Annotated in this window: 15 protein-coding genes; 7 read left to right on the top strand and 8 right to left on the bottom strand. The window is 60.5% G+C overall.

What is annotated here, in order from left to right; translation table 11 throughout:
• Window positions 1-99: 99 nt before the first annotated feature.
• From KGA83_RS03620 to KGA83_RS03610, 3 genes are all read left to right on the top strand, one after another.
• Window positions 100-1,017, top strand: coding sequence for a dihydrodipicolinate synthase family protein (locus KGA83_RS03620; RefSeq protein ID WP_007997732.1), 918 nt, complete (start codon window positions 100-102; stop codon window positions 1,015-1,017).
• A gap of 74 nt (window positions 1,018-1,091) precedes the next feature.
• Window positions 1,092-2,486, top strand: coding sequence for a fosfomycin efflux MFS transporter AbaF (gene abaF, locus KGA83_RS03615; protein ID WP_223528441.1), 1,395 nt, complete (start codon window positions 1,092-1,094; stop codon window positions 2,484-2,486).
• A gap of 153 nt (window positions 2,487-2,639) precedes the next feature.
• Window positions 2,640-4,220 carry an aldehyde dehydrogenase (NADP(+)) gene (locus tag KGA83_RS03610; RefSeq protein ID WP_223528438.1) on the top strand — a complete coding sequence of 527 codons (1,581 nt, stop codon included), beginning with the start codon at window positions 2,640-2,642 and terminating at the stop codon, window positions 4,218-4,220.
• A 125-nt stretch (window positions 4,221-4,345) separates the two neighbouring features.
• Here KGA83_RS03610 and KGA83_RS03605 read toward each other — a convergent pair whose 3' ends face one another.
• On the bottom strand, window positions 4,346-5,353 hold the full coding sequence (locus tag KGA83_RS03605) for an Ldh family oxidoreductase (RefSeq protein ID WP_108217539.1): 1,008 nt from the start codon (window positions 5,351-5,353) through the stop codon (window positions 4,346-4,348).
• Window positions 5,354-5,729: 376 nt separating this feature from the next.
• Here KGA83_RS03605 and mexE point away from each other — a divergent pair, with 376 nt between their 5' ends.
• From mexE to KGA83_RS03590, 3 genes are read left to right on the top strand one after another with little or no spacing between them, the layout of a single operon-like run.
• Complete coding sequence (gene mexE, locus KGA83_RS03600; protein ID WP_223528435.1) at window positions 5,730-6,983, top strand: multidrug efflux RND transporter periplasmic adaptor subunit MexE; 1,254 nt, start codon at window positions 5,730-5,732, stop codon at window positions 6,981-6,983.
• Window positions 6,984-6,995: 12 nt separating this feature from the next.
• A complete protein-coding gene (locus tag KGA83_RS03595; protein ID WP_108217537.1) occupies window positions 6,996-10,175 on the top strand; it encodes an efflux RND transporter permease subunit in 3,180 nt (1,059 codons plus the stop codon).
• Complete coding sequence (locus KGA83_RS03590; RefSeq protein ID WP_108217536.1) at window positions 10,175-11,596, top strand: efflux transporter outer membrane subunit; 1,422 nt, start codon at window positions 10,175-10,177, stop codon at window positions 11,594-11,596. The genes KGA83_RS03595 and KGA83_RS03590 overlap by 1 nt, the downstream gene beginning before the upstream one ends.
• 210 nt (window positions 11,597-11,806) lie before the next feature.
• Here KGA83_RS03590 and KGA83_RS03585 read toward each other — a convergent pair whose 3' ends face one another.
• Genes KGA83_RS03585 through KGA83_RS03575 form a run of 3 tightly spaced genes read right to left on the bottom strand, consistent with a single transcriptional unit; the run spans window position 11,807 to window position 15,084 of the window.
• On the bottom strand, window positions 11,807-12,754 hold the full coding sequence (locus KGA83_RS03585; protein ID WP_115948151.1) for an HlyD family secretion protein: 948 nt from the start codon (window positions 12,752-12,754) through the stop codon (window positions 11,807-11,809).
• Window positions 12,755-12,758: 4 nt separating this feature from the next.
• Window positions 12,759-12,959: a DUF1656 domain-containing protein gene (locus KGA83_RS03580; RefSeq protein ID WP_115948152.1), complete on the bottom strand. Its 201-nt coding sequence runs from the start codon at window positions 12,957-12,959 to the stop codon at window positions 12,759-12,761.
• Window positions 12,949-15,084, bottom strand: a complete 2,136-nt coding sequence (locus KGA83_RS03575; RefSeq protein WP_108217533.1) for an FUSC family protein — start codon at window positions 15,082-15,084, stop codon at window positions 12,949-12,951. The genes KGA83_RS03580 and KGA83_RS03575 overlap by 11 nt, the downstream gene beginning before the upstream one ends.
• A 185-nt stretch (window positions 15,085-15,269) precedes the next feature.
• Here KGA83_RS03575 and KGA83_RS03570 point away from each other — a divergent pair, with 185 nt between their 5' ends.
• Window positions 15,270-16,325 carry a tetratricopeptide repeat protein gene (locus KGA83_RS03570; protein WP_108217532.1) on the top strand — a complete coding sequence of 352 codons (1,056 nt, stop codon included), beginning with the start codon at window positions 15,270-15,272 and terminating at the stop codon, window positions 16,323-16,325.
• 174 nt (window positions 16,326-16,499) lie between these two features.
• On the opposite strand, the gene KGA83_RS03565 is transcribed toward KGA83_RS03570, so the two are convergent.
• From KGA83_RS03565 to KGA83_RS03550, 4 genes are all read right to left on the bottom strand, one after another.
• Window positions 16,500-16,877, bottom strand: coding sequence for a response regulator (locus tag KGA83_RS03565; RefSeq protein ID WP_007983728.1), 378 nt, complete (start codon window positions 16,875-16,877; stop codon window positions 16,500-16,502).
• Between the two features lie 17 nt (window positions 16,878-16,894).
• Window positions 16,895-18,136: a hybrid sensor histidine kinase/response regulator gene (locus KGA83_RS03560; RefSeq protein WP_108217530.1), complete on the bottom strand. Its 1,242-nt coding sequence runs from the start codon at window positions 18,134-18,136 to the stop codon at window positions 16,895-16,897.
• A 94-nt stretch (window positions 18,137-18,230) separates the two neighbouring features.
• Window positions 18,231-19,064 (bottom strand): CheR family methyltransferase, encoded by an 834-nt coding sequence (locus tag KGA83_RS03555; protein ID WP_223528432.1) that lies wholly within the window; start codon window positions 19,062-19,064, stop codon window positions 18,231-18,233.
• Complete coding sequence (locus KGA83_RS03550; RefSeq protein WP_223528429.1) at window positions 19,064-22,555, bottom strand: response regulator; 3,492 nt, start codon at window positions 22,553-22,555, stop codon at window positions 19,064-19,066. Before KGA83_RS03550 ends, KGA83_RS03555 begins: the two co-directional genes overlap by 1 nt.
• Window positions 22,556-22,802: the final 247 nt, after the last annotated feature.

Raw genomic sequence — 22,802 nt, 5'->3', positions numbered from 1 at the left:
ACGGCCAGTAAAAACCCCTGAAAACCAAAAAAAGCACTAGCCGAGCATTGTCATTTTTAATATCGTATACGAAATACAATTAACGAATCGGAGGCAACAATGAGCAAGCGCATTAACTGGAGTGGCGTATTCCCAGCGGTGACCACTCAATTCAACGATGACTTTTCCATCAACCTGGAAAAAACCCATCAGGTGATTTCCAACGTGATCCGCGACGGCGTGTCTGGCCTGGTGGTCTGCGGCTCGGTGGGTGAAAACACCTCGCTGACTGCCGAAGAGAAAATCGCCGTGACTGAGGTCGCTGTCGATGCCGCCCGTGGTCGCGTACCGGTGATTTGTGGCGTGGCCGAGTTCACCAGCATACAAGCGGCCAAGGTTGCCAATGCCGTACGCCGGGTCGGCGTCGATGGCGTGATGCTGATGCCGGCGCTGGTCTACGGTTCCAAACCGTTCGAGACCGCCGAGCATTACCGCTACGTGGCGAAAAACGCCGACGTGCCGCTGATGGTCTACAACAACCCGCCTATCTATAAGAACGACGTCACCCCGGACATCCTGATTTCCCTGGCCGACTGCGACAACGTGGTGTGCTTCAAGGATTCTTCCGGCGACACCCGCCGCTTCATCGACGTGCGCAACGAAGTCGGTGACCGTTTCGTGCTGTTCGCCGGCCTCGACGACGTGGTGCTGGAAAGCATCGCCGTGGGTGCCGAAGGTTGGGTCTCGGGCATGTCCAACGTGTTCCCGAAAGAAGGCGAAACCATCTTCCGCCTGGCCAAGGCCGGTCGTTTCGCCGAAGCCATGCCGATCTACGAATGGCTGATGCCGATCCTGCACCTCGATGCCCGTGCCGACCTGGTGCAGTGCATCAAGCTGTGTGAAGCCATCGCCGGTCGCGGCAGCGCCTTGACCCGTCCGCCACGCCTGGCCCTGCCGGAAGCCGACCGCGTATTCGTCGAGCAGATCATGGCCAAGGCGTTGGCCAACCGCCCGGAACTGCCGGACGTCGGTCTCTGAGTGATTGCCGGGCGGGCCTTTACCGGCCCGACCCGGCTGCCCGTTTTTTTTGCGCCTTAACAAGGTACGTCAGCATGTCGAATCCTCAATACACGCAAAGCGCAACCACACCCTCGGGACTCAAACGCGTAGTGGCCGCCGCCATGGCTGGCACCGTCGCCGAATGGTATGAATTCTTTCTCTACGGCACCGCCTCGGCATTAGTTTTCGGCAAGCTGTTCTTCCGCCAGACCGACAACCCCATCGACGGCATCATCGCCGCCTTCGCCTTGTACGCGGTGGGCTTTCTCGCCCGGCCGTTGGGCGGTTTGGTATTCGGTCACTACGGTGACAAATTCGGCCGCAAACGCCTGCTGCAACTGAGCCTGGTAGTGGTCGGCATCACCACCTTCCTGATGGGTTGCCTGCCTGGCTTCGACCAGATCGGTTACGCCGCGCCGGTGCTACTGGTGCTGTTGCGGTTGATCCAGGGCTTCGCTTTCGGCGGCGAATGGGGCGGCGCGATTCTGCTGGTGTCCGAACACTGCCCGGACAATCGTCGGGGCTTCTGGGCCAGTTGGCCGCAAGCCGGGGTGCCGGCCGGCAACCTGGTGGCCACGGTCGCCCTGCTGCTGTTGTCGTCGAACCTGTCAGAGCAACAGTTCCTTGCCTGGGGCTGGCGCGTGGCGTTCTGGTTCTCGGCGGTAGTCGTGTTGATCGGTTACTGGATTCGCACCAGCGTCGATGACGCGCCGATCTTCAAGGAAGCCCAGGCCCGCCAGGCACAGACCAAACAGCAACAACTCGGTGTGGTGGAGGTGCTGCGTCATCACTGGCGTTCGGTGCTGGTGGGAATCGGTGCACGCTTTGCCGAGAACATCCTCTACTACACCGTGGTGACGTTCTCGATTACTTATCTGAAACTGGTGGTGCACAAGGACACTTCGCAAATTCTGCTGCTGATGTTCGGCGCACACCTGGTGCACTTTTTCCTGATCCCGCTGATGGGCTATCTGTCGGACATCGTCGGGCGCAAGCCGGTGTACCTGACCGGCGCGGTGCTCACAGCGTTCTGGGGTTTCATCGGTTTCCCGATGATGGACACCGGCAACAACTGGCTGATCATGGCCGCGATCACCCTGGGCCTGGCCATCGAGTCGATGACTTATGCACCTTACTCGGCGCTGATGGCTGAACTGTTCCCGACCCACGTACGCTACACCGCTCTGTCCCTGTGCTACCAGGTGGCGCCGATCTTCGCCGGCTCCCTGGCGCCGCTGATCGCCATCACCTTGCTCAACAAGTACCACAGCTCGACTCCGATCGCCTGGTATCTGGTGGGCGCCGCGCTGATTTCCGTGGTGGCTGTCGGCCTGACCCGCGAGACCCGTGGCAAGTCATTGCGCCAGGTGGATGCCGAGTCGGCGGCGCGGGTTGCTGCGCTGGACCCAGCCCCGACTAGCCCACGTCGGGCCGATTCTCTGGCCTGAGTAAATTCCTGTGGGAGCGAGCTTGCTCGCGATGGACGTCAACGATAACGCGTGTTGTCTGAATGGAAGCGTTGTCCTTGCGTTTTTCGCGAGCAAGCTCGCTCCCACAGAGGTTTTGTGTTGCTGCCCCATTTTTCGAAAGGAGCTTTTTTGATGTCTGAAATCCTTGGCCACAACTACATCGGCGGAGCGCGCAGCGCCGTCGGCGGCATCATCCTGAACAGCCATGACGCCAGCACCGGCGAAGCACTGCCCTACTCTTTCGTGCAAGCCACCGCGCAAGAAGTCGACGCGGCCGCCCAAGCCGCTACGGCCGCCTATCCAGCCTTCCGTAATTTGCCGGCGACGCGCCGGGCGCAATTCCTTGAAGCCATCGCCGCGCAACTGGATGCCCTGGATGACCAGTTCATTGCCCTGGTGACCCGTGAGACCGCCCTGCCCAGCGCCCGGATTCAGGGCGAGCGCGGCCGCACCAGCGGTCAGATGCGTCTGTTCGCTCAGGTCCTGCGTCGGGGCGATTTCTACGGCGCGCGCATCGACCGTGCCCTGCCGGAGCGTCAGCCGCTGCCACGGGTTGACCTGCGCCAGTACCGGATCGGCGTCGGCCCGGTGGCAGTGTTCGGCGCCAGCAATTTTCCGTTGGCCTTTTCGACTGCTGGCGGCGATACCGCAGCGGCCCTGGCCGCCGGTTGCCCGGTGGTGTTCAAGGCCCACAGCGGGCACATGGCAACCGCCGAATGCGTGGCCAATGCGATCCTGCGCGCCGCCGAGCAGACCGACATGCCCAAGGGTGTGTTCAACATGATCTACGGCGCGGGTGTCGGTGAAGCGCTGGTCAAGCACCCGGCGATTCAGGCTGTCGGTTTCACCGGCTCGCTCAAAGGTGGCCGTGCCCTTTGCGACATGGCCGCCGCACGGCAACAACCCATCCCGGTGTTCGCCGAGATGAGCAGCATCAATCCAGTGTTGGTATTGCCCGAAGCCTTGCGTGTGCGGGGCGAAAAAATCGCCGGTGAACTGGTGGCATCGGTGGTCCAGGGTTGCGGGCAGTTCTGCACCAACCCGGGGTTGGTCATTGGTATTCGCGCCCCTGAATGGACGGCCTTCACTGCGCGACTAAGCAACCTGATGGCCGAACAACCGGCGCAAACCATGCTCAATGCTGGCACCCTCGGCAGCTATGAAAAAGGGGTACGGGCCTTGCTCGAGCATCCGGGCGTGACGCACCTGGCGGGCCACGACCAGCAGGGCAATCAGGCGCGGCCGCAACTGTTCAAGGCCGACGTCAGCCTGCTGCTCAATGGCGATCCGCTGCTTCAGGAAGAAGTGTTCGGGCCGACCACCATTGTCGTTGAAGTGGCGGACAAGGTTGAGCTGCGGCAGGCGTTGAACAGCTTGCACGGGCAACTGACTGCGACATTGATTGGCGAAGCATCGGATCTTCAGACCCATGCGGACCTGCTGATCCTGCTGGAACAAAAAGTCGGCCGGGTACTGTTCAACGGTTACCCCACCGGGGTCGAAGTCTGCGATGCCATGGTCCATGGCGGGCCTTACCCTGCAACCTCCGACGCCCGTGGCACGTCGGTTGGCAGGCTGGCCATCGAGCGATTCCTGCGTCCGGTGTGCTACCAGAACTGCCCGGACGCCTTGCTACCCGACGCCTTGAAAAACGCCAATCCACTGGGCATTGCACGGCTGGTGGATGGCAGCAGCCAACGCGAGCCGGTTTAACAACACGACCTCCTGTGGGAGCGAGCCTGCTCGCGATAGCGGTGTGTCAGTCGACGAAAATGTTGAATCTGATGCCCTCATCGCGAGCAGGCTCGCTCCCACAGGAGTGGGCGCACCCACTCCATTCAAGCCAGCAGTGCTTTCAGGTCGTTGTATAGCGCCTCGGGAATTTGCACGCCTTCCACCAGGCTGCGTACCCGCGCCGCGTAACGTCGTTGCGACGGTAAGCGTGCGCCCTGCCCTTCAATGCCCTGGAACAACGTTTCAGCCCGGGCCAGATGTTCTTCAGTGGCGTCCCCCAGAAAGCGCCGAGGGTCCAGGGCGATGATCAACTCGCCATGGTACGGCGACGACTTGCTGCCTGCGTCGTAAGCCAACGACTCGGCACTGGTCAGGTCACCAATCAGCGGCCCGGCAATCAACTCCACCATCGCCGCCAGCGCCGAACCCTTGTGCCCGCCGAACGTCAGCATCGCGCCGCTGTCGAGCACCACGTTGGCGTTGGTGCTCGGCTGGCCTTGGGCGTCGACGCCCCAACCTTCGGGAATCGCCTTGCCGGCACGCCGGTGCAGTTCGATATCACCACGGGCAATCGCGCTGGTGGCGAAGTCGAACACAAACGGATCTTGCCCCGCACGCGGCCAACCGAAGGCAATGGGATTAGTGCCGAACACCGGCAGTCGTCCTCCAGCCGGCGCCACCCAGGCGTGGCTCGGATTACACGCCAGTGCCACCAGACCGGCGGCAGTCAATTGCTCGATCTCCACCCACAGCGCCGAGAAATGTACACAGCGGTTGATTGCCAACGCGGCAATGCCGTTGGCCTGGGCTTTCTGCGCCAGCAACGGCAACCCCGCCTGAAACGCCAACTGTGAAAACCCACCGCCAGCATCCACCCGCACGATCGACGGCGCCTGGTCGATCACCTGTGGCTCGGCATCGGCTGACACCTTGCCGGCCCGCAGGGAATTCACACACCCCAGAATCCGGTACAAACCGTGGGAGGCACAGCCATCACGTTCGCCAACAACCACCGTCGCCGCCACCGCTTGTGCATGGGCCAGATTAAAACCGTTGTGCAACAAGATCGATTCGGCCAACTCACGGGCTTCGATCAGGGTCAGTCGGATCATGGTCATCTCCTTGGACAGACCGGTCAGAGTGGTCTATCCGAGGCGTTATGACTTGATGGGTTTGGGCATTGGCGGTGACGAAATTGGCACAGCGCAGGCAGTTGGACCCCGTTAAACCAATGGCTAATGAGATCCAGTGTGGGAGCGAGCCTGCTCGCGAAGGCCACACCTCTGTTTCAAGACTGATTGATGCTTTTTCGGCAACAAAGAATTGCCATCGACCTGATTGATAGACCTCTGCGTAAGGTGCAGGCTAGAGAGCTAACTTGGGGTCTCATATCATTCCGAATGATAGTTACCTTCGCCCCATTCGATTCGTGAGATACAAACCCGCCGCGCATCATTCGCCAATCTCAACACATTGGCGGATGCATCCATGGAACAGTCATTCAAACATTTGCGCTTCCCGTTGGCTTTGTTGGCCGTAGTGGTGATCAGCGCTTGCGGCAAGGCCCCGGAGACCGCCGCCAGCATGCCAGCGGCCAAGGTCAGCGTGGCCAAGGTGCTGGAACAACCGGTCAACGAGTGGGACGAATTCACCGGGCGCCTCGAAGCACCGGAAACCGTCGAGATTCGTCCACGGGTCTCAGGCCAGATCGATGAAGTGGCCTTCACTGAAGGTGCCCTGGTCAAGAAAGGCGACCTGCTGTTCCAGATTGACCCGCGTCCGTTCCAGGCTGAGGTCCGCCGCCTCGAAGCCCTGGTTGCACAATCGCGCGCCAATGCTACCCGCAGCGAAAACGAAGCCCAGCGCGGTGAGCGCCTGCGCACCAGCAACGCCATTTCCGCCGAGCTGGCCGATTCGCGTACCAGCGCCGCCCAGGAAGCACGTGCCGCCGTCGGTGCCCTGCAAGCGCAACTGGACCTGGCCAAGCTGAACCTGAGCTTCACCCGCGTCACCGCACCGATCAGCGGCCGCGTCAGCCGTGCCGAAATCACCGCCGGCAACCTGGTGACGGCCGACACCACCCCGCTGACCAGCGTGGTTTCCACCGACAAGGTGTACGCCTACTTCGACGCAGATGAGCGTGTGTTCCTCAAGTACACCGAGCTCGCTCGCCAGGGCAAGCGCGGCGCTACCACCCCGGTTTACATGGGCCTGTCCAACGAGGACGGCAACCCGCACCAGGGCGTGATGAACTTCGTCGACAACCAGGTCAACCCGAAAACCGGCACCATCCGTGGTCGCGCCGTGTTCGACAACAGCGATGGCAGCTACACCCCGGGCCTGTATACACGCCTGAAACTGGTGGGCAGCGGCACCTACAGCGCCATGCTGATCAACGACGAAGCGGTCGGCACCGACCTGGGCAAGAAGTTCGTGATTGTGCTGGATGGCGATAACAAGACCGCCTACCGCGCGGTGGAACTGGGTCCGAAGATCGAAGGTCTGCGCATCGTGCGCAACGGCCTGAACAAGGACGACACCATCATCGTCAAGGGCCTGCAGCGGGTACGCCCTGGTTCACCGGTCACCCCTGAAGTGATTCCGATGGCCAGCGAACAAACCCTCGCGGCACTCGCACAACAACGTCAAGCGCTGGAAGCCAGCAACCTGCCCCAAGTCGCGCCTGCCAGGGTTGCGCCGGGCACGGCTGTGAAACTGGCTGCCACGACCCCACGCGGTTAAGGGATTTTTACGATGAATTTTTCCCAATTCTTCATTTCGCGTCCGATCTTCGCAGCGGTGCTGTCGCTGCTGATCCTGATCGCCGGTGCGATCTCGCTGTTCCAGTTACCGATCAGCGAATACCCGGAAGTCGTGCCGCCAACCGTGGTGGTTCGCGCCAACTTTCCGGGCGCCAACCCGAAAGTCATCGGTGAAACCGTGGCGGCTCCGCTGGAGCAAGCCATCACCGGTGTCGAGAACATGCTGTACATGTCCTCGCAGTCGACCGCCGACGGCAAGATCACCCTGACCATCACCTTTGCCCTGGGTACCGACCTGGACAACGCGCAGGTGCAGGTGCAGAACCGCGTGACCCGGACCGAGCCGAAACTTCCCGAGGAAGTGACGCGCATCGGTATCACCGTGGACAAGGCGTCGCCCGACCTGACCATGGTTGTGCACTTGACCTCGCCGGACAAACGCTACGACATGCTCTATCTGTCCAACTACGCGATCCTGAACATCAAGGATGAACTGGCGCGGCTGGGCGGTGTCGGTGACGTGCAACTGTTCGGCATGGGCGATTACTCGCTGCGTGTGTGGCTCGACCCGAACAAGACCGCTTCGCGCAACCTGACCGCGACCGACGTTGTGACGGCCATCCGCGAACAGAACCGCCAGGTGGCTGCCGGTGCCTTGGGGGCGCCCCCTGCCCCGAATGCGCAAAGCTTCCAGTTGTCGGTCAACACTCAGGGCCGTCTGGTCTCCGAGGAAGAGTTCGAGAACATCATCATTCGCTCTGGCGACAACGGTGAAATCACTCGCCTCAAAGACATCGCCCGCGTCGAACTGGGTTCCAGCCAGTACGCCCTGCGTTCGCTGCTGAACAACCAGCCGGCGGTGGCGATCCCGATCTTCCAGCGCCCTGGCTCCAACGCCATCGAAATCTCCAACGAAGTGCGGGCCAAGATGGCCGAGCTGAAGAAGGGCTTCCCCGAAGGCATGGACTTCAGCATCGTCTATGACCCGACGATCTTCGTGCGCGGCTCCATCGAGGCGGTGGTTCACACCCTCTTCGAAGCGCTGATCCTCGTGGTGCTGGTGGTGATCCTGTTCCTGCAAACCTGGCGCGCCTCGATCATTCCGTTGGTGGCTGTGCCGGTTTCGCTGATCGGTACCTTTGCCGTGATGCATCTGTTTGGTTTCTCGCTCAACGCCCTGTCGTTGTTCGGCCTGGTGCTGGCGATCGGTATCGTGGTGGACGATGCGATCGTGGTGGTGGAAAACGTCGAACGGAACATCGAACTCGGATTGACCCCGGTCGAGGCCACCAAACGCGCCATGCGTGAAGTGACCGGCCCGATCATTGCCACGGCGCTGGTGCTGTGTGCGGTGTTCGTTCCGGCGGCGTTCATCTCCGGTCTGACGGGCCAGTTCTACAAGCAGTTCGCCCTGACCATTGCAATTTCCACGGTGATCTCGGCCTTCAACTCGCTGACCCTGTCGCCAGCGCTGGCCGCGGTATTGCTCAAGGGCCATGACGCACCGAAAGACCGCTTCTCCAAGGTGCTGGACAAGATTTTCGGTGGCTGGTTGTTCCGTCCGTTCAACCGTTTCTTCGAAAAAGCCAGCCATGGTTATGTCGGCACCGTTGCCCGTGTGATCCGCTCAAGCGGCATCGCCTTGCTGCTGTATGCCGGCCTGATGGTCCTGACCTTCTTCGGTTTCTCCAGCACCCCGACCGGTTTCGTCCCCGGCCAGGACAAGCAATACCTGGTGGCCTTCGCGCAACTGCCGGATGCCTCGAGCCTGGACCGTACCGAAGACGTGATCAAGCGCATGTCCGACCTCGCCCTGAAACAGCCGGGCGTGGAAAGCGCGGTGGCCTTCCCGGGCCTGTCGATCAACGGCTTCACCAACAGCCCGAACGCCGGCATCGTGTTCGTGACCCTCAAACCGTTCGACGAGCGTAAAGACCCGAGCATGTCCGCAGGGGCAATCGCCGGTGCCTTGAACGGCCAGTACGCGAACATCCAGGAAGCCTACATGGCGATCTTCCCGCCGCCGCCGGTACAGGGCCTGGGCACCATCGGTGGTTTCCGCCTGCAAATCGAAGACCGGGGCAACCTGGGCTACGAAGAGCTGTACAAGGAAACCATGAACATCATTGCCAAGAGCCACAGCGTTCCGGAACTGGCGGGCCTGTTCACCAGCTACACGGTGAACGTGCCCCAGGTCGATGCCGCCATCGACCGGGAAAAAGCCAAGACCCACGGCGTGGCCGTCAGCGACATCTTCGACACCCTGCAGATTTACCTGGGTTCGCTGTATGCCAACGACTTCAACCGCTTCGGGCGCACCTATCAGGTCAACGTTCAGGCCGAACAACAGTTCCGCCTCGAATCCGACCAGATCGGCCAGTTGAAGGTGCGTAACAACAAGGGCGAGATGATCCCGCTGGCGACCTTCATCAAGGTCAGCGACACCTCGGGCCCGGACCGCGTGATGCACTACAACGGCTTCATCACCGCTGAAATCAACGGTGCGGCAGCCCCCGGCTACAGCTCCGGCCAGGCCGAAAAAGCCATCGAGAAACTGCTCAAGGAAGAACTGCCCAACGGCATGACCTACGAATGGACCGACCTGACCTACCAGCAGATTCTGTCCGGCAACACCGCGCTGTTCGTGTTCCCGCTCTGCGTGCTGCTGGCGTTCCTGGTACTGGCAGCTCAATACGAAAGCTGGAGCCTGCCACTGGCGGTGATCCTGATCGTACCGATGACCCTGCTGTCGGCCATCACCGGGGTGATTGCGTCCGGTGGCGACAACAACATCTTTACCCAGATCGGTTTGATCGTATTGGTGGGGCTTGCCTGTAAGAACGCGATCCTGATCGTCGAGTTCGCCAAGGACAAGCAACTGGAAGGCCTCAACCCGCTGGCGGCGGTCCTGGAAGCTTGCCGTCTGCGTCTGCGGCCGATCCTGATGACCTCCTTCGCGTTCATCATGGGTGTTGTGCCGCTGGTGTTCTCCAGCGGTGCCGGTGCCGAAATGCGTCACGCCATGGGTGTGGCGGTGTTCTCCGGGATGCTCGGGGTGACTTTCTTCGGTCTGTTGCTGACGCCAGTGTTCTACGTACTGATTCGTAACTTTGTCGAGCGCGGCCAAACGCGCAAAGCCGCCAAGGCCGCCCTGAAGCTGGAGTCGCACTGATGAGTTTGAAAGCCTTCCTGCCGAGCCTGCTGGTACTGGCCCTGAGTGCCTGTGCCGTCGGCCCGGACTACAAGACGCCAACCACCGAGGCGGCCCACATCACGGCCGCCACCGATGGCGCCGCCGGCCAGAAAAACTTTGACCGCTCGCGTTTCGAAGGCATCTGGTGGCAACAGTTCGAAGACCCGACCCTCAACCAGTTGGTGACGCAATCGCTGCAAGGCAACCGCGATTTGCGCGTCGCCTTCGCCCGCTGGAAAGCGGCGCGGGCGATCCGCGATGACGTCAGCAACGACGCCATGCCAACCATCACCAGCCGCGTCAGCAGTGATTTGGGCAAAGGCCAGATTCCCGGCCAGACCACCGACCGGGTCAACAGCGAACGCTACGACCTGGGCCTGGACATGGCGTGGGAGATCGATCTGTTCGGCCGCATCCAGCGCAACCTGGAGTCGGCGAACGCCGAGCAACAGGCGTTCGAGGCCGATCTGTACCAACTGCAAGTCACCATGATTGCCGAACTGGTGGATTCCTATGGCCAACTGCGCGGCGCGCAACTGCGGGAGAAGATTGCCCTGGCCAACCTGGAGAACCAGCAGGAGTCGCGCAAGATCACCATCAGCCTGCGGGATGCCGGCGTCGGCGATCAGCTCGATGTGGAGCGTGCCGATGCGCGACTGGCATCGGTCGAAGCCAGCGTGCCGCAATTGCAGGCCGAGCAGATTCGGCAGAAAAACCGTATCGCCACCCTGCTGGGTGAACGTCCGGACAAGCTGACCGTGGACCTGAGCCCGAAAGACCTGCCGGCGATTGCCAAGGCATTGCCGATCGGTGATCCGGGTGAACTGTTGCAACGCCGTCCGGACATTCGCAGTGCCGAACGCCAACTGGCCTCGGCCACGGCGCGTATCGGCGTGGCCAAGGCCGATCTGTTCCCGCGGGTCAGCCTCAGCGGCTTTCTTGGCTTTACGGCCGGGCGCGGTTCGCAGATCGGCTCCTCGGCGGCCAACGCCTGGGCGCTCGGCCCGAGCATCACCTGGGCGGCGTTTGACCTGGGCAGTGTGAAGGCCCGTTTGCGCGGCGCCGACGCCGATGCCGAAGGCGCCCTGGCGACCTACGAGCAGCAAGTGTTGCTGGCCCTGGAAGAATCGGAAAACGCCTTCAGCGACTACGGCAAACGCCAACAGCGTCTGATTTCGCTGATTCGCCAGAGCGAGTCCAGCCGTTCCGCAGCCGATCTCGCCGAGATCCGTTACCGCGAAGGCACAGCCGATTTCCTTGTGCTGCTCGACGCTCAACGGGAACGCCTGGCGGCCGAAGACACCCAGGCCCAGGCTGAAGTCGACCTGTATCGCGGCATCGTCGCGATCTACAAGGCCCTTGGCGGTGGCTGGCAGCCGGAGACGGTCGCCAGCAACTGACCCGATGTTTTGAGATGCTCCTTTGGTTGGCCGCAACCAACCAATTTCCTTGCCCTGCGTCCGGTCGCGGGGCTTTTTTTGCCTTTTCCAGGCAACGTAAATCCCTTGTAGGAGCGAGCTTGCTCGCGAAGAACCAGAGAACACCGCGTTAATTCAGGCTGCCCGCGTCATCGTTGACCACCATCGCGAGCGGGCTCGCTCCTACAGGGATCAGGGGTGTTCCTGGACGGTCACCGTCGCGGTGGTCCCGGCGCGCAATTTGTCTTTACCGGCATAGCCGGCATCGATCTCGATCCGCACCGGCACCCGCTGCGCCAGTTTGATCCAGGTGTAACTGGGGTTGATATTCGCCAGCAAGCGGCCGCCCGGCAGGTTCTCCCGGTCGGCAATGGCAAAGGCAATGCTCTGCACTTTGCCGCCGAACGTCTCGCCACTCATCAACTCGATCCTGACCCGGTCGCCCTCCCCGATCCGCGGCAACTTGGTTTCTTCAAAGTAACCGCTGACATAGAACGAATCGCTGTCCACCAACGCCAGCAATGGACCGCCGGCCGAGGCGTAGTCGCCCTCCCTGGTCAGCAGATTGGTGACATATCCGGTCACCGGGGAGATGACGTGGGTACGCTGCAAATCGAGCTCGGACTGGGTCAAGGCCGCAATGGCCAGTTGCACGTTAGCCTGGGCCAACACCAGGTTGGCCTGATTACGCAGCAAGTCAGCCTGGGCCACCGACACATCGGTGCTGGCTTTTTCCCACTCTTCGCCGGAAATTGCCGAGCGATCCTTGAGCGTGCGCCGCCGATGCTCTTCGCTCTGACGTTGTTTGAGCAACGCTTCGCTGGCGGTAATGGTCGCCTGGGCCTGCCCGAGCGAGGCTTTCGCCACCTCAACGGCACGTTTGGCATGCTCCACCGCCAGGATGTAACGCGCCGGATCGATCTCCAGCAGCGCCTGGCCTTTGTTCACATGCTGGTTGTCCTGCACGGTCAGGCTGACGATTCGCCCCGAAACGTCGGCGGATAAGGTCACCACATCGGCACGCACCCGGGCATCCCGGGTCCAGGGGGCGCGGGTGTAATGCTCCCACGCGAACCAGCCCAGGATAACGGCCAGCAGTACCACCGCCAGCGTCGTGAGTCGGGAAAGGATGTTCTTCAAGGCATCAGACTCCCATCACCAGGATCAACGTGGCGCAGACGCAGACGTATAGCGCGCCTTCGAACAGCGCTTCGTGCCAGACAAACTGCAGCACACCCAGGCGCCGCAACGTCCAGTCCAGCAGCAGAAAAATCGGCACGCCCAGCAGCAGCGCCTGAGCAATCGGGGGCAGGTAGGCACCACCCACTTCCAGATCAATGGGCAAGGACAGGGTCTCCTTCAAGGCCTGCGGGTTGAAAGTAGCCACGATAGCGCTCGACGAACGACACCACGATCAACAGCGCCACGCGCATACGGAACACCGACCACAAGTGCTCATGAACATCGGTATGCAGGGCATCCAGCTCGTCGCCCAGGGTGTGGAGGCTATCGAGCACCTGCGCCACTTCGACCCCGGGCCGACCGGCGACCAGCCTCCCCGTTTCCCGCACTGTCGAAAACAGGCGACTTTGCAGATCCGGACTTAGCAGAGCGTTGTTCTGCCCCTGCTGCCTGAGCTGATTCAAGGCGATACCCAGTGCCATGCAGGCCAGACTGACCTGGAACCGCTCACGCGATTGTGGCTCCCGGGTCGCCGGCAGCAACCCCAGCATCATGGTCAGGCGATCGACCATCCGGCTCTCGAAGGCAAACTGCTGTTCATCGGTCGCCGAGGTTTTCAGCAAGGCGTACACCTGCTCGCAGTTCTCTTTGTGGAGCCGGCGCATGCGCAAATCCGGCATGAACGGAAAGATCAACACATACACACTCAACGCCAGCACGGTCGCGCAGGTATAAGCCCCGGCAAACTCGAACCACTGGATCGCGGTGTTCTGGCCAATCCCCACGTTCAACGGGCCGAGCAACAGAAAAGTCGTGAGCCCCAGGCCAATGCCGGTACCCGTAGTGGCGGGACTGGCCAGGCCCACCGCAACGGCGTAGAGCAAGGGCGCCAGCAACAAGGCAAGCATCTCGAAATTGCTGATCATCGGCACAAACATGAACTGAAGCAGTGCCGAGGCCACCAGCGCCAGCCCGAACCCCCGCGCATAGCTTTGCACGGCCAGCAGCGGCCGGGGAAACGTCGACATCAGCGAACACAGGATGCCCACCAGCACCATTGCGCCTCGCGCACCGTCCCAGCCGGTTTCGATCCAGATCAGGCCGGCGATCAACAGCGCGGAAAAAGCCCGGACGGCATTCATGGTCGCCAGGGTGAAGTCCAGGTGCAGCGGGTTTTCCCGCCCACGAAACACGCTGCTCGCGGGTCGACCGCTCTGGATGGCATCACTCAACTCCAGAATCTGCTCAAGCTGCTGCAGCAGGCGAGCTTGCTCCCAGCGCAACGACCAGGCCAGCGAGCGCAAGGTGGCCGGCAGCGGTTCGGTCAACTGTTCGGCCCTGTAGGCCAGCTCATCGAAGCGTTGTTGCAGCGACGTGAAATGATGGCGCTTTTCACTGGACAGCGAACGCCCCTCCCGCGCCAGTTCATCGAGAAAGGCCAGTTCTTCTGCACGCAGCCGTTGAATTTCTTCAGGCAACTCGCCCTCCCAGCGCTCGGTCAACAACAACCGCTGGTGGCGCAAGGCGGTCAACCGCGCGGTCAACAACACCAATTGATTGCCCAACAGTTGCACCAGTCCGTTGGCACTGCGCAAGCGCGGTGCATCGTAATACATGTGCCGGCGCACGCCTTCCAGGCCGCTGATTTGCCCCAACAGCTGCATTTGCCGCTGCTGGAAATCCGCTTCGCTCTCTTCGGTGCGGATGACGGCGCTGGCATGGGTGGCCAGCAACCGGGTGATTTGATCGATCTTCGCGAAATAGTCCCGTGCCACGGCTTCGGGCCTGGCGGTAAGCAGGCTGACCACGCACACGCAGGCGACCGCCAGCAAGGTTTCAGTGAGGCGGGTCACCGCCAGCAAAAAGGTGCCGTCCTGATCGGGAATCGCCAGCAATGCGATGACCACGGCGGTGTAGCCACTTAGCACGAATGCTCCGGAGCTGGTGTAGCGCAACAGCGTGCCACCGGCGGTGCACAGCGCCAGCCACAGGGCCAGGGTGGTGATGAACGGCAACGGTGCCTGCGCAAATATCGCCATGATTGCCACGGCCACGACCGCCCCCATGGTGGTACCGATGACCTGGCCAAAACTGCGTGCCAGCACCATGCCGCCCAGTGGCTGGCTGATGATGACCACGGCCATGATCGACCACTTGGGTTGATCCAGATCGAACAAAAACGCCAGATACAGTGTCAACAAACCGGCCGCGATGGTTCGCAGGGCAAACAGCAACACCCCGGGCCCGGGGTTGAGCATGGCCTTGAAGTACTGCAGCAACGCTTGCATGGGAACACTCGTCGAGACACCTCCAGCAAGCGTAGTCACTGCTACGGGGCCTCGACAGGTTTTGCTGTCGACACCGTTTGCAGGCCCATTGAATCGTCAGTGAGCGTCGTCAAGGTTTGACTCAAAGCCTGGCCTGACCGAAGCTGGCGACCTTTGCAAAAGCTCGCCAGCTTCCGGATTCCTGCATGCCCAAGTCCCGCCGCTATCTGTTTATCAGCCTCTTCGCCCTGCTCGTCATCGGTCTTGCGTGGGTTCCCCTGCGCGATACCGCCCCGGTGGTTCCCGAAGCCATACAACATGGCTACAGCGAAGCACTGGCAGCAGCCCGGGGTGGTCAACCCGGTGCCGCACGGCTGCTCTATCAGCAATTGGGCCGTCCGGACCTGTCCCCCAAGCGTCGTGTCTGGTTGCATGCCGAGCTGCCCAACTATCCAAGCTCGGTGGCCCTGAAACTGGCGAATGCCGACCTGCAGAACGAATCGCCCGAGGTCCGTATCGCTGCGATCAGGAGTATCAGCGGCCTGGTACCGAGCGGCCAGCGCAGTCTGCTGCTGGGGCCATTGCTCGATGACAGCGAACAAAGCGTGCGGCTGGCCGCCATCAACGCACTGCTGGGTTTGTCCCCGGATGAACTCGGCTTGTATTTCGGGCCGCTGGAGCAAGCCATCGATGCCTGGGAGCAAGTGCTCAAGAGCGAGCCGCAAAGCGGCGAAAACCAATACCAACTGGCCCGGCTGCACCTGCACAACGCCGAGCTCAAGCAAGCGCAACAGGCGCTGGACAATACCCTGCGCCTGGCACCGGACAACCTGCCGGCGCTGGTGCTGCAAATCGAAGTACTGGATAAACAGGGCCAAAACGACGCCGCCCGGCAGTTGTTGGCCAGGCAACTCCAGGCACAACCCGATTCGGCCTACCTGCAACATGCCCTGGGGCTCTGGCTGCTGCATCACGACCAAAGTGAATTCGCCCTGCTCGGCCTGTCCAAAGCCGTTGAACTCGAGCCCAATAACCGCGATTACCGCTACGACCTGGCCACCACATTACACGGTGAGCAGGAACTGGAAGCGGCGCAGAAACAATTACAGGAAATCGTCCAGCGCCACCCGAACGACCGCAAGGCCCGGGTGCTATTGATCAATTACTGGAAGGAAAGCGGCCAACTGCAAAACGTACAGGTCCTGTTGGCCCAACTCGAACAGATGAACCCCGATGATCCGGCGTTGCAGCAGGGGCTTTGACCTCGACTGACATTTCGTTTAACCGTCGTCCCGGCCGAGGGTCAAGTGCAACAGGCAGACCGTCGCGGCAGTGCGCGGCGGGTTTCTCGATCCGGGCATGCAGATGATCTGCCAAGCCGTTTACCTTCGATCTGTTGACGGCGAAGGTCTGGGAGATGATCAGCGCCTGAATGCTTACGAAAGCATGTCCTGCATCAATTCCTGCAATTTATCCAGATCGAAGGGTTTTTCCAGGATCGGTGCCTTGCGCGTAATCGGGCTGTCGGTCTCACGGATTTCCTGGGCATAGCCGCTGATGAAAATCACCTTGAGTTCCGGTCGCAGCTTCACGGCGGGCTCGGCGATCTGCACGCCGGAGATGCCGCCGGGCAGGCGAAAGTCGGTGATCATCATGTCCAGGTGCGGTTTGCTCGCGAGGATTTCAAAAGCCTGCTCGCCGTTTTCCGCCTGCAACACGCGGTAACCCTCGCCCGACAGATAAGCGGACAGCACCATCAGAATCGAGGGATCGTCCTCGACGACGAGTACTACATCTTGTGCATCTTCGCTCATGGGAAGCCTTTGCTCGGTCAATTGCTGCTGATACGACCGTGGGGTCGATCAGAGGTTGCGTTTATCTGGCTGTTTTCCTGCAGCGGCAGACAAACGCGAAACAAGGCGCCTTCGCCAATCCTGCTCTGGACCGTAATAGTACCGCCATGGGCGGCGACAATCTGTTCTGAAATAAACAATCCCAGGCCCAGTCCGGCACCGATATGTTTGGCCGATACCCGTTCGAACTGCTGGAAAATCCGCTCCTGGTCTTCTTCGCTGATACCGATCCCCTGGTCCTGCACGTCCACCAGCGCCCGACCCTCTTCACTGTAGACTTTCACCGAGACCAGGCCCTTGGCCCCGTAGCGCAAGGCGTTGGTCAACAGGTTGGAAATCACCTGTTCAATACGAAATTCATCCCAATTTCCGATCACCGGTTGCTCGGCATCCAGCGTGACCGACGCCTCGGCGGCGTCGATCTGCCGGGAAAAATTCTGCAACAACTCGCTCACCAGTGCCGAAAGATCGAAGCACGTTGGCCGAATCGACAACTTTCCGGTGCGAATGCGCGAGACATCGAGCATGTCTTCGATCAAGCGTATGAGGCTTTTGATCTGCCGCTCGTCGCGGTCGACCATGGCGTGCATCTTGTCCAGGGTGAAGGCGGCGGCGTTGTCCCGGGCCAGGTGCTTCTTGCGCAGCTGGGTTTCAAGGATCAGGCCGTTGAGCGGCGTGCGCACTTCATGGGCGACGATGGACATGAAGTCATCGCGCATGCGCACCGCCTGCTCCAGTTCCAGCTGGGTGTTTTGCAGTTGCTTGAGCAGGGTCTCCTGTTCGTGGCGACTTTGCTCAAGGGCCAGCACTTGTTCCTTCATCGCCTTGCTCTGGCGATACAGATCGACGAACACATTGACTTTGCTCTTGACCGCAAGGATGTCCAGCGGCTTGTACAGGAAGTCCACGGCACCGCTTTCATAGCCCTTGAACGCGTAGTTCAGTTCACGTCCGGCAGCGCTGACGAAAACGATCGGAATATTCCTGGTTTTTTCCGTGCCACGCATCAACTCGGCCAGCTCGAAGCCGTTCATGCCGGGCATCTTCACATCGAGGATGGCCATGGCGAATTCGTGCTGCAACAGCAGGGACAAGGCTTCGTCGGCACACAGTGCCTTGTACACGATGCAGTCCTCACGCTTGATCAACGCTTCGAGCGCCAGCAGATTTTCCGGCAGATCGTCGACGATCAGCAGATTGGCCTGCATATTACTCAGCATGCGATTGGTTCCAGCTCGACAGGCAGACGGCCGATGCCACCGGCCCAGGCACCGATCACGATCGCTACGATCGCCGGCGAGTTCGTTGCACTTTTCATGATTTTCGGTAAATCCGTTCCAGTTTGACCAGCGGCTCGAACTGATGGCCGAAGGCTGAGAATTCCGGGGTTTCCTTGCTGCCCAACACCAGGAAACCGCGATGGCAAAGAGACTCATGAAACAATCCGAATGCCCGATCCTGAAGTTTTTTATTAAAGTAAATCAGTACGTTACGACATGAAATTAATTGGGTTTCTGAAAAAACGCTGTCCGTCGCGAGACTGTGATCGGCGAAGGTTACGTTCTCGCGCAGGGTCTTGTCGAAAATTGCGTACCCATAGGCCGCCGTATAGTAGTCGGCAAAGGAACACTGGCCACCGGCCTGCTGGTAATTAGCAGTGTAGGCGCGGACATTCTCCATCGAGAAAATCCCTTGCCTGGCCTTTTCCAGCGAGCGCGGATTGATGTCAGTGGCGTAGATGACCGTGCGGTCGAGCAAGCCTTCTTCGCGCAGCACAATGGCCATCGAATACACTTCTTCACCGGTGCTGCATCCGGCGATCCAGATCTTGAGCGAAGGGTAGGTTCGCAGCAGCGGCACCACTTCTTTGCGGATGGCCAGGAAGTGCGAAGGATCGCGGAACATCTCGCTGACCGGAATGGTCAGCAATTGCAGCAATTGCATGAACGCGGCGGGGTCGCGCAGGACTTTTTCCTGTAGCGCCGAGATGGTATTGCACTCGAACTGACTCAACGCATGGTTGACCCGGCGCTTGATCGAAGCGCCGGAGTAATCGCGAAAATCGTAGCTGTACTTGAGGTAGATCGCCTCGATCAACAAGCGCAATTCGATCTCGCTGTTTCGCTCCACTGAAAAATTGCGCTTCACTAGATACGTTCCACCTTCGGTAACCACACACGAATCAGCGAAAACAGGCGATCCAGGTCGATGGGCTTGGCCAGGTAATCGTTGGCGCCGGCCTGCCGGCAGCGCTCCTGGTCGTCCTTCATGGCCTTGGCCGTCACCGCGATGATCGGCAGCTTGCGCCAGCGCGGGTCCTTGCGGATTTCAACAATGGCTTCGAAACCATCCATCTGCGGCATCATTACGTCCATCAACACCAGATCGATGTCTTGCACCTCATTCAATCGTTCAATCGCTTCGCGGCCGTTGCGACCAATGACTACTACTGCGCCTTTTTGCTCCAGCGCACTGGTGAGGGCAAAAATGTTGCGCACATCGTCATCCACCAGCAGCACATTGCGGCCCTCGAAGACCTTTTCACGGCTGCGAGAGACCTTGAGCATCTTCTGCCGCTCATGGGACAACCGCGATTCGACTTTGTGCAGAAATAGCGTCACCTCATCCAGCAGCCGCTCTGGCGAGCGTGCGCCCTTGATGATGATCGAACGCGAATACTTGCGCAGTTCAGCCTCTTCATCCCGGGTCAGGTTGCGCCCGGTATAGACGATGACCGGTGGAAAGGAGCAGAGGTCTTCGGTGGACATGCGCTTGAGCAGGTCATTGCCGAGCATGTCCGGCAGTTTGAGGTCGATGATCATGCAATCGAAAACCGAGGTCCGCAGCTGGTCCAGTGCCGCCTGCGCCAGGCCAACGGCAGTGATCTCGAGGCCATCGTCGCCGATCAGGCGGGCAATGCTGTCGCGCTGCAAGTCGTCGTCCTCGACCAGCAGCACGCGCTTGACCTTCTGGGTCAGCTTGGCCTCGATTCGCGCAAAAACGTCCTTGAGTTCCTCGCGGGAGGTCGGTTTGACCGCATAGCCAATGGCGCCCATGTGCATCGCGGCTTCAACCCGGTCCTCGACCGAAATCACGTGCACCGGGATGTGCCGGGTTTCGGCGTGTTCCTTCAGGCGTTGCAGCACGGTCAGGCCGGAGTGATCCGGCAGGCGCATGTCCAGCAGGATCGCGTCGGGGATGAACGTCTTGGCCAGGTCGTAGCCTTCGTCGGCACCATGGGCCACCAGGCACTGATAACCCAGTTCATGAGCAAGGTCGTAGAGGATGTGCGCAAAATTCGGCTCATCTTCCACCACCAGAATGCAGCGGCTGGTGAACGGACCGTTGTTGCGATCGTCGTCGAACCGCGCAATGTTGACCTCGGCCAGCAGTGGCGACAGCGCGGGTGGCATTACGTTCGGCACCGCCGCCATCGTCTCGGCGCGCATCGGTGCGACAGGTACTTCACCCGGTTCCCTGTACTGCTGCGGCAGTACCAGGGTAAACGCACTGCCCTGCCCCGGTGTGCTGCTCACGCTGATGGAGCCGCCGAGCAAGGCCGCCAGATCACGGGAGATCGACAAGCCCAGCCCGGTGCCGCCATAACGCCGACTGGTGGTGCCATCGGCCTGCCGGAACGCCTCGAAAATGCTGGCGTGCTGCTGCGCGGCAATGCCGATTCCGGAATCACGGACGCTGAACGCGATGCCGTCGTTCGGCACCGTGGCGACGGACAGGCACACGCTACCGCTTTCAGTGAATTTCACGGCGTTGGACAGCAGGTTCTTGAGCACCTGCTCCAGGCGCTGGCGGTCGGTGAACAGCATCAGCGGCGCGCCGTCCTGCACATCCACCTGGAAATCCAGCTGTTTGTCCGACGCCAACGGCTGAAACAGACCGCGCAGGCCTTCGACCAGACGCGCCACGCTGGTGTTCTGCGCACGGATCTCCAACTTGCCGGCCTCGACCTTGGAAATGTCCAGAATGTCGTTGATCAGGTTGAGCAAGTCATTGCCGGCGGAGTAGATCGATTCGGCGAATTTGACCTGCTCGGCGCTGAGGTTTTCCTCCGGGTTTTGCGCCAGAAGCCTGGCCAGGATCAATGAGCTGTTCAGCGGCGTGCGCAACTCGTGGGACATATTGGCGAGGAATTCGGACTTGTACTGACTCGAGCGCTGCAACTCTACGGCACGTTCTTCGAGCTGGATCCGGGCCTGATTGAGCTCGGTATTCTTCAGCTCCATGGCGTCGCGTTGCTCGGCCAGTGCTTGTGCCTGTTCGGCGAGTTGTTCGTTGGTCTGCTCCAGCTCCACCTGCTGGATTTCCAGGTGTGCCTGGGACTCCTTGAGAATCCGTGACTGTTCTTCGAGCTCTTCGTTGGCGGCCTTGAGCTCTTCCTGCTGAACCTGCAATTCTTCGTTGAGTTGCTGGGTTTCGGCCAACACCTCCTGCAAACGCTGACGATAGCGTGCAGCCTCGATCGAGGTGCCGATGTTGCCGGCAATCAGCTCAAGCAATTCAACATCACGGTCCGTCAGTGAGCGCAGAAAGCCCAGTTCGATCACGCCATTGACCCGCTCGTCATCACTGGTTGGCACCACCAGCACACTGCGTGGCAAACCTTCGCCGAGGCCGGAGCTGACTTTGAAGTAATCGACCGGTACCTCGTCCAGGCGAATCAACCGCGCCTGTTGCGCCACCTGGCCGACAATGCCTTCTTCGCTGTAAATCTGCTGCTCGCGCTCTTCTTGCTCACGGGAAAACCCGTAGGTGGCGATGCGTTTGAGGCCGCCGTGGTCTTCGCGCACATAAATAGCTGCCACGGCGGCGCCAAGGTACTGCGCACAAAATTGCAGAATATTGCGTCCCAGCAGGCTCAGGCTCAACTGTCCCAGCACCTGCCCGGCGAGTTGAGTCTGACCGTTGCGCAGCCAGGCTTGCTGTTCCAAGCGATGGGCGCTGGCCTGTTGGGCAGCGAGGTTGACGCCGTAGCATTGCGAAAGTTTGAGCAAATCGCGGCGCCCGACATACGCCAGCAAGCCACTGACGCCGGCAATGAACAACAGATAGAGGCTGATACTCCAGACTGTGGTGCGCCGCACGTCTTCACTGCGAGCGGTGCGCAGTTGTTGCTCGGAGTCGATCACGTCCTCGAATTGCTTGCGAACTTCATCGGTCAGGCGTTTGCCGCGCCCCGCCTTGACCACGGCGCGATAGTCACCGCTGCTGCGCTGCAAATCGATCATCGATTGCGCGTAGCTGGCCCATTCCAGCTGCAAGGCCTGCAACCGCAGCACGCGGTCAGTCTGCAGCGGGTTGTCGGCGGTCAGCTCGAGCAAGGTGTTGAGGGCCACGGCGATTCGCGGTTTGGCGGTTTCGTAGGGATCGAGGAAATGTTCGTCGCCACTGAGCAGGAAACCGCGCATCCCGGTTTCCAGGTCCACGGTCAGCTTGAGCGCTTCATTGGCGTTATTGATCACCCGGTCGGTGTGTTGCACCCACTGGATCGTCAACAGTAAATAGCTGATCAGCGAAACGAAGAACACCGCGCTGATAAGACCCAGACCCAATGGCAGGCCGATGTTGCGGCTCAGGAGTTTACGAAATCGTTGCTCATCAACCGAGGACGCGGAGGGCATGGGTCAGGCCTTGTCGAACTGTCAAAGTGCAAGGAGTTTGCCCCAGAACTGGCGCCTTGATCCAATTTTCTGACATGGTTTCGCGCAAGGTCCTACATTCTGCTGCGCCCACGCAAAGTGGTAGGTTATCCTTGCCTGACCTGCGCCCGGTTCTTTTTTGCATCGCGTTGGGAACTTGTCGGGATCCGCCACTCACTCATGTAAGAGGACGGTGATTTCCAGCGACCGGCAATGCCAATTTTATCGG

This window comes from Pseudomonas sp. GL-R-19, from assembly GCF_019956375.1.
Classification (GTDB): domain Bacteria; phylum Pseudomonadota; class Gammaproteobacteria; order Pseudomonadales; family Pseudomonadaceae; genus Aquipseudomonas.
Note: the sequence above shows the minus strand (reverse complement) of the source record. Positions and strands in the feature narration are given on the sequence as shown.